The organism is Frankia sp. AgB32 (assembly GCF_023243045.1).
Classification (GTDB): Bacteria; Actinomycetota; Actinomycetes; order Frankiales; family Frankiaceae; genus Frankia.
In genome coordinates this window covers 1-8189 of record NZ_JALKFX010000262.1, presented here as the reverse complement: position 1 = coordinate 8189, position 8189 = coordinate 1, and the positions used below count along the sequence as shown (strand labels likewise).

At 75.2% G+C, this 8189-nt stretch carries 2 protein-coding genes; both read left to right on the top strand.

From position 1 onward, the window contains the following. On the top strand, window positions 1-6093 hold a 6093-nt coding region (locus MXD60_RS28000; protein ID WP_248822696.1), incomplete at its 5' end, for a type I polyketide synthase. 69 nt (window positions 6094-6162) lie between these two features. Continuing rightward, a partial coding sequence (locus MXD60_RS27995; protein WP_248822695.1) for a type I polyketide synthase occupies window positions 6163-8189 on the top strand: 2027 nt, incomplete at its 3' end.

Genomic DNA, 8189 nt, shown 5'->3' with positions numbered 1-8189 from the left:
CCCCCCACCTCCCCCCTCCCCCCCCTCCACACCCACGGCCACACCCCCACCCACACCACCCTCACCACCACCGGCACCCGTGACACCCCCGCCGACCTGCCCACCTACCCGTTCCAGCGGCAGCGCTACTGGCTGGCGAGCACCCCGGGTGGTGCGGGTGATCTGTCCCGGGCCGGTCTGCGCGCGGCGGGGCATCCACTGCTCGGCGCCACCGTCCGGCTCGCCACCGACGACACGGTCGTGCTGACGGGACAGCTGTCGCTGGCGACCCACCCGTGGCTGGCCGACCACGCCGTGCAGGACAGCGTCGTCCTTCCCGGCACCGCGTACGTCGACCTGGCGCTGCGCGCCGGTGACGAACTCGGCGTCGACGTTCTCGACGAACTCGTCGTCGAGGCCCCCCTCGTGCTGCCCACGCGCGGCGCCGTCGCCATCCAGGTGACCGTCGCCGCCCCCGACGAGACGGGGCGCCGCCCGGTCACCGTCCACTCCCAGCCGGACACCGACGCGGCCGACGCCGACGCCGCGACGTGGACCAGGCACGCCGAGGGCACCCTCGCGCCCGGCGGCGCCACGGCAGCTGCCGACGACCCGGATCTGGCGGAACTCGCGGAGCTGGCCTGGCCGCCCGCGACGGCCGACGCGGTGGATCTCAGCGAGGCCTACGCCACGCTGGCCGCCGCCGGCCTCGGCTACGGGCCGGCCTTCCAGGGCCTGCGGGCCGCCTGGCGCGACGGCGACCGCCTCTATGCCGAGGTCACGCTGCCCGCGAGCCAGGCCGAGCCGGCCGGCGCCTTCGGCCTGCACCCGGCGCTGCTCGACGCCGCCTTCCACCCGGCCGCGCTGGACCGCCTCGCGGACACCCCGGCGGGCCACAGCCGCATCCCGTTCGCCTGGAACGGCGTGCGCCTGCACGCCAGCGCGTCGAGCACCCTGCGGGTGCTCCTCACCGGACATGGCGAGGACGGCGTCTCGCTGGCGGCCATCGACCCCGCCGGCGCCGCCGTCCTCACCGTGGCGTCGCTGCGGTCCCGGCTGGTCTCGGCCGAGCAGGTCGCGGCGCGGGGCGACGGCGACGGCGCGTCCGCCGGGCTCCACGAGCTGAGCTGGCCGCGGGTCGAGCTCTCGGGCGCCGCCTCCCCGGCCGGGTCGGGCCCCTGGACGGTGCTGGGCGACGGCGAGCTGGTCAGGGCGCTCGCCGGCACGGGCATCGAGGCCCTGGTCCGGCCCGACCCCGCGGCCGTGGACGGCGACGTCCCCACGCGGACGCGGGCGGTCACGGCCGACACCCTGGCGCGGCTGCAGGACTGGCTGCGCGACCCGAACCGGGACGCGGCCACCCTCGTCGTCCTCACCTCGCACGCGGTCAGCGTCGCCGGTGAGGACGTCGATCTCACCGCCGCCGCCCTCACCGGGCTGGTGCGCACCGCCAGCACCGAGAACCCGGGCCGGTTCCTGCACCTGGACCTCGACGACGACCCGGCGAGCCTCGCTGCGGTGCCCGCCGCCGTCGCCGCCGCGCGCGCCGCGGACGAGCCGCACCTGGCACTGCGCCACGGCGCCGCCCACGCCCCGCGTCTGGTCGCCGTCCGACCCGTCGCCGCGCCGCCGGCCGACGACGATCCGGCCGGCTGGGGTCTCGACCCGGATGGAACCGTGCTGATCACCGGTGGCCTCGGTGCCCTCGGCCGTCGCCTCGCCCACCACCTCGTCACCCGCCACGATGCACGCCATCTGCACCTCGTCAGCCGACAGGGCCCCGACCACCCGGACGCCGCCGCGCTGCGAGGAGCCCTGACGGAACTCGGCGCGACGGTGACCGTCACCGCCACCGACATCACCGACCAGGCAGCCCTGGCCGGCCTGCTCGCCGCCGTCCCGGCCGAGCATCCGCTCACCGCCGTCGTGCACACCGCGGGCGTCACCGAGGACGCGACGCTGAGCGCCCTGACCCCGGGTGGCCTGCGGGCCGTCCTCACCCCGAAGGTCGACGGCGCCTGGCACCTGCACCACGCCACCCGCGACACCCCCACCCTCAAAGCCTTCATCCTCTACAGCTCCATCGCCGGCATCACCGGCAACGCCGGCCAGGCCAACTACGCCGCCGCCAACACCTTCCTCGACGCCCTCGCCCACCACCGCCACCACCACGGCCTACCCGCCACCAGCCTCGCCTGGGGACTCTGGGACGACACCAGCACCCTCACCGCCAGCCTCGACACCACCGACCACGCCCGTATCGCCCGCGGCGGGGTCCGCCCACTGAGCGCCAAGCACGGCCTGCGGCTATTCGACGCCGCCGGGCCGGCCGGCCGGGCCCTGCTCGCCCCCGTGCCACTCGACCTTGCCGTCATCCGCGCCCGCGCCGCCCAGCACGGCGTCCCACCGCTGCTACGCGCCCTCGTCCGGCCCCCGCGCCGCACGGCGGCCAGGGGCGGCCCGGCGGACGGGGCGTCCGCGCTGGCCGGGCGCCTCGCGGGGCTGGCCGAGGCGGCGGTGACGGCGCTGCTGGTGGAGCTGGTGCGCACCGAGGTCGCGGGCGTGCTCGGGCACCCAGGCCTCGCCTCGGTGCCGGCCGACCGGGCCTTCTCCGATCTGGGGCTGGACTCGCTGACGGCCATCGAGCTGCGCAACCGCCTCAGCACGGTGTCCGGCCTTCGGCTGCCGGCGACGCTCACCTTCGACCATCCGAACCCGGCCGCCGTCGCCGAACTGCTGCGCGTCGAGCTCGTCGGAGCGTCGCCGGCGCGACGCGGACCCGCCAGGGCGGCGAACCGACGCCGGGACGCCGAGGAGCCCATCGCGATCGTCGGCATGGCCTGCCGGCTGCCCGGCGGCGTCACCACCCCCGAGGACCTCTGGCGCCTCGTCGATACCGGCACCGATGCCATCAGCGGCTTCCCGGTGAACCGCGGCTGGAACCTCGACGAGCTCTACGACCCCGACCCTGACGCGCCGGGCAAGTCCTACACCCGCCACGGCGGTTTCCTGCACGACGCCGCCGACTTCGACGCCGAGTTCTTCGGCATCGCCCCACGGGACGCGCTGGCCACCGATCCGCAGCAACGCCTGCTGTTGGAGATCGCCTGGGAGGCGATCGAGCGCGCCGGGATCGACCCGACGTCGCTGCGCGGCTCCAGCACCGGCGTGTTCGCCGGCGTGATGTATCACGACTACCTGCAGCGGGTGCATGCCGTCCCGGCGGGGTTGGAGGGGCATCTCGGTAACGGCAACGCGGGGGCGATCGCCACCGGCCGGATCTCCTACACGTTCGGCTTCGAGGGACCGTCGGTCACCATCGACACGGCCTGCTCCTCGTCGCTGGTCGCCCTGCACCTCGCCGCGCAGGCGCTGCGCTCCGGCGAGTCGGACCTGGCGCTGGCCGGCGGGGTGGCGCTGATGGCCTCCCCGGCGGCGTTCGTGGACTTCTCCCGCCAGCGGGGGCTGGCGCCGGACGGGCGGTGCAAGGCATTCTCCGCCGACGCCGACGGCACCGGCTGGGCCGAAGGCGCCACCATGCTCCTGCTGGAACGCCTCAGCGACGCCCAGGCAAACGACCATCCCGTCCTCGCCGTCGTCCGCGGCAGCGCCGTCAACCAGGACGGCGCGTCCAACGGCCTCACCGCTCCCAACGGCCCGTCCCAGCAACGCGTCATCTCCACCGCCCTGGCCGGCGCCCGGCTGCGCCCCACCGACGTCGACACCGTGGAGGCGCACGGCACCGGCACCCCGCTGGGCGACCCGATCGAAGCCCAGGCGCTGCTCGCCACCTACGGCGCGGACCGGCCCGACGACCAGCCGCTGTGGCTCGGCAGCCTGAAGTCCAACATCGGCCACACCCAGGCCGCCGCCGGCGCCGCCGGCATCATTAAGATGATCATGGCGATGCGTCACGGCACCCTGCCGCCGACCCTGCACGCCGACGCGCCCAGCCCGCACGTCGACTGGTCCACCGGCACCGTCCGCCTACTCACCGAGGGCCGCGCCTGGCCCGACACCGGCCGCCCCCGCCGCGCCGCCGTCTCCTCGTTCGGCATCAGCGGCACCAACGCCCACGTCATCCTCGAACAGGCCCCCGACGAGCCAACCCACGCACCGATGATCGACACAAGCACCGGCGGCGCGGCGACGCTGCCGTGGGTCCTGTCGGCCCGCACCCCGGACGCGCTGCGGGCGCAGGCGGACCGGCTCGCGGAGTTCGCCGGGTCCCTGGCCGGCGCCGGGCTCGACCCCGTCGACGTCGGGGACGCGCTGGTCAGCGGCCGGACCGTGTTCGAGCAGCGGGCCGTGGTGCTCGGCGCGGACCACGACGGGCTGCTGGCCGCGGTGCGCGCGCTGGCCAGCTCGACCCCCAGCGCGCGGGTGGTGCGCGGCGGCGCCGACACGACCGGCTCGACCGTGTTCGTCTTTCCCGGTCAGGGCAGCCAGTGGCCGGGGATGGCCCGCGAACTGCTCGCCGACAGCCCGGTGTTCGCCGAGCACCTCCACGCCGCCACCGCCGCCCTCGCCCCGTACGTCGACTGGGATCTGCTCGACGTCCTCGCTGAGGCGCCGGGCGCGGCGAGCCTGGAGCGGGTCGACGTCGTCCAGCCGGTGCTGTTCGCGGTCCTCGTCGCCCTCGCCCGGCTCTGGCAGCACCACGGTGTCCAGCCGAAGGCCGTCGTCGGCCACAGCCAGGGCGAGATCGCCGCCGCCCACATCGCCGGCGCGCTCACCCTCGACGACGCCGCCCGGATCGTCGCCCTGCGCAGCCGGGCACTGACGACCATCGCCTCGCCCGGCGCGATGGCGTCGATCAATCTGCCCGCGGGCCAGGTCGAGGGGCTGCTGACCCCGGGCCTGTCCGTCGCCGCGGTCAACAGTCCGGCGACCACCATCGTCGCCGGCGACGAGGCCGAGCTGACCGCGCTGCTGGCGACGGTGCGCGAGCGCGATGTCCGCACCCGGCTGCTGCCCGTCACCTACGCCTCGCACTCCCCGCACGTCGAGGCGATCCGCGACGAACTACTCGCCGCCCTCGCACCCGTCCGACCGCAACCGGCGAGCATCCCGATCCTGTCGACCGTCACCGCCGACTGGATCGACCCCACCACCCTCACCGCCGACTACTGGTACGCCAACCTGCGCCAACCCGTCCTGTTCGAACCCGCCACCCGCGCCCTGCTCACCGCCGGCCACGACCTGTTCATCGAAATCAGCCCCCATCCCGGCCTCACCACCGCGCTCACCGAAACCCTCGACACCACCGCCGACCTGCCCGGCCCCGTCGCCGTCGCGGAGACGCTGCGCCGCGACGCGGGCGGGCCGGCCAAGTTCCACGCGGCGCTCGCCGACGCCTGGGTGCGCGGCGCCTCGGTTGACTGGCGGGTCGCCCTCGGCACCCACCGGCCGACCAAAGCCGACGGCGCCGGGCGGCACGCGCGGCGGCACGTGACCCTGCCCACCTACGCCTTCCAGCGCCGCCGGTACTGGCTGGATCCGACGCCGCTGCGGCTCGTCGACGGCGCGTTCGTCGCCGACGCGCCAGGCAGCGCCGGGGCGCTCGACCGGCACATGTCCACCGCGGCTGGGCCGAGCCTGGCCGAGCGGCTCGCCGCGCTCGCCCCGGCGGAACGCGACGAGCTGCTGCTCGACGTGGTCCGGGCCGAGGCGGCCGTGGTCCTCGGCCATGACAGCCCCGCGACCGTCGGCGCGACCCGCGCCTTCCGTGACCTCGGCCTGACCTCGCTGACCGCCGTCGACCTGCGCAACCGGCTGAACGTGGCAACAGAGCTGACGCTGCCCGCCACGCTCGTGTTCGACTATCCGACCCCCGCGGCGATCGCCGAGTTCCTCGCCGGCGAGCTGCGTTCCACGTCGAGCGCCACCGCGTCGCCGGTGGCGGTCGTGGCCCAGCTGGAGGCGGCGTTGGCGGCGGCCGGCGGCGGCGACGCGGACACCGTCGCCGCGGTGGCCCGGCTGCGGACCCTCCTCGCCCGCTGGGAGCCCGGCACGGCGACGGCGCCGGATGTCATCGACGACGACATCGACCTCGACGCCGCCAGCGACGACGAACTGTTCGCCCTGATGGACAGCAACGCCGACACCTACTGAGCAGCGCCGACACCTAGCTGACCGACCCGCTCGCCGGGTCCCCCGCCCGAATCAAGGGAGCGACCTGTCATGGCCGATGACGCCAAGCTGCGCGAATATCTCAAGCGCGCGCTCAGCGACGCGCGAACGGCGCAGAAGCGCCTGCGGGAGGTCGAGTCGAGCCGGCGGGAGCCGATCGCGATCGTCAGCATGGCCTGCCGGCTGCCCGGCTCGGTGAGCACCCCGGAGGAGCTCTGGGACCTGGTCGTCGCCGAACGCGACGCGATCGGGGAGTTCCCGACGAACCGGGGATGGCCCGTCGACGACCTGTACGACCCCGACCCGGGCGCGGCCGGGAAGTCCTACACCCGGCACGGCGGCTTCCTCTACGACGCCGCCGAGTTCGACCCCGAGTTCTTTGGGATCTCCCCTCGCGAGGCGGTCGCCACCGACCCGCAGCAGCGGCTGCTGCTGGAGACGTCCTGGGAGGCGTTCGAGCGGGCCGGCATCGACCCGACGACGTTGCGGGGCAGCCGCACCGCGGTGTTCGCCGGGATCGCCGGCCAGGACTACGCGGCCCGGCTGCACGAGATCCCCGCCGAGCTGGAGGCGTATGTCGGCCTCGGCACGCTGGGCAGCGTGCTGTCCGGGCGGATCTCCTACACGTTCGGCTTCGAGGGGCCCTCGGTCACCGTCGACACGGCCTGCTCGTCGTCGCTGGTCGCCCTGCACCTCGCCGCCCAGGCACTGCGCTCCGGGGAGGCCGACCTCGCCCTGGCCGGCGGGGTCGCGGTGATGTCCTCTCCCGCGCCGTTCATCGAGTTCTCCCGCCAGCGCGGGCTGTCCGCCGACGGCCGGTGCAAGGCGTTCGCCGCATCGGCCGACGGCACCGGCTGGTCCGAGGGCGTCGGCGTCCTGCTCGTCGAACGGCTCAGCGACGCCCAGCGCAACGGCCACCCGATCCTCGCGGTGCTGCGCGGCAGCGCGGTGAACTCCGACGGCGCGTCCAACGGCATCACCGCCCCCAACGGGCCGTCCCAGCAGCGCGTCATCCGCACGGCGCTGGCCAACGCCCGGCTGAGCCCCGCGGAGGTCGACGCCGTCGAGGCACACGGCACCGGCACCTCCCTCGGTGACCCGATCGAAGCCCAGGCGATCCTCGCGACCTACGGGCAGAGCCGGCCCGACGACCGGCCGCTGTGGCTCGGCAGCCTGAAATCCAACATCGGCCACACCCAGGCCGCCGCCGGCGCCGCCGGCATCATCAAAACGGTCTTCGCCCTGCGCAACGGCTTCCTGCCCCGCACTCTGCACGTCGACGAGCCCACGCCGCACGTCGACTGGTCCTCAGGTTCCGTCGAGCTGCTCCGGGAAAGCCGACCGTGGCCGGAGACGGGCGCCCCGCGCCGCGCCGGGATCTCCGCCTTCGGTGTCAGCGGCACGAACGCCCACATCATCCTGGAGCAGGCCCCGGCAGCGGCCGCGGCCATCAGCCCCGGCGTGGTCGACGGCGCTGGCGTGGTTGACGGCACCGGCGTGGTCGGCGAACGGGCCGACGTTCTCGCGGAGTCGACGTGGACTGGCGCGCCGGTGCTGGTGCCGCTGTCCGGGCGCTCGCCGCAGGCCGTGCGTGACCAGGCCCGCCACCTCGCGGCCCACCTGCGCGAACGTCTCGGCCGCGGCGGCGACCCGGCGTCGGCCGACCACGTGGACGTGGAGAGCGGACGGGCGCCGGTCGCGGAGCTGGCCGCCGCATTGGCCACCCGCACCGCTTTCGCCCACCGGGCGGTCGCGATCGCCGACGACGAGGCGACCCTGCTGTCCGCGCTCGACAACCTGGCCGACGGCCAGCCCGACCGCAGCGTCGTCATCGGTGTGGCCGACCCGGGCCCGGTGGCGTTCCTGTTCTCCGGCCAGGGCAGCCAACGCCCCCGCATGGGCCACGAGCTCTACGACACCCACCCGATCTACCGGGCCGCCCTGGACGAGGTCGCCGCCGCACTGGACCAGCACCTCGACCGGCCCCTCCTGTCCGTCCTACACGCCGACCCCGACAGCCCCGACGCCGACCTCATCCACCACACCGCCTGGACCCAACCCACCCTCTTCGCCCTACA